Here is a 465-nt window from a genome sequence, read left to right as displayed (position 1 = left end):
GACTACACGGGTATCTAATCCTGTTTGCTCCCCACGCTTTCGCACCTCAGTGTCAGTATTAGTCCAGGTGGTCGCCTTCGCCACTGGTGTTCCTTCCTATATCTACGCATTCCACCGCTACACAGGAAATTCCACCACCCTCTACCATACTCTAGTCAGTCAGTTTTGAATGCAGTTCCCAGGTTGAGCCCGGGGATTTCACATCCAACTTAACAAACCACCTACGCGCGCTTTACGCCCAGTAATTCCGATTAACGCTTGCACCCTCTGTATTACCGCGGCTGCTGGCACAGAGTTAGCCGGTGCTTATTCTGTCGGTAACGTCAAAATTGCAGAGTATTAATCTACAACCCTTCCTCCCAACTTAAAGTGCTTTACAATCCGAAGACCTTCTTCACACACGCGGCATGGCTGGATCAGGCTTTCGCCCATTGTCCAATATTCCCCACTGCTGCCACCCGTAGG

At 50.8% G+C, this 465-nt stretch carries 1 rRNA gene; it reads right to left on the bottom strand.

Annotated elements, in window-relative coordinates:
• Positions 1-465, bottom strand: a 16S ribosomal RNA gene (locus tag AADR41_RS42365); the annotation flags it as partial.

Origin of the sequence: Streptomyces sp. CLV115 (assembly GCF_038448545.1) — a bacterium.
GTDB classification, from domain to species: Bacteria; Actinomycetota; Actinomycetes; order Streptomycetales; family Streptomycetaceae; genus Streptomyces; species Streptomyces sanglieri.
This window is presented reverse-complemented; position numbering and strand designations above follow the sequence as displayed.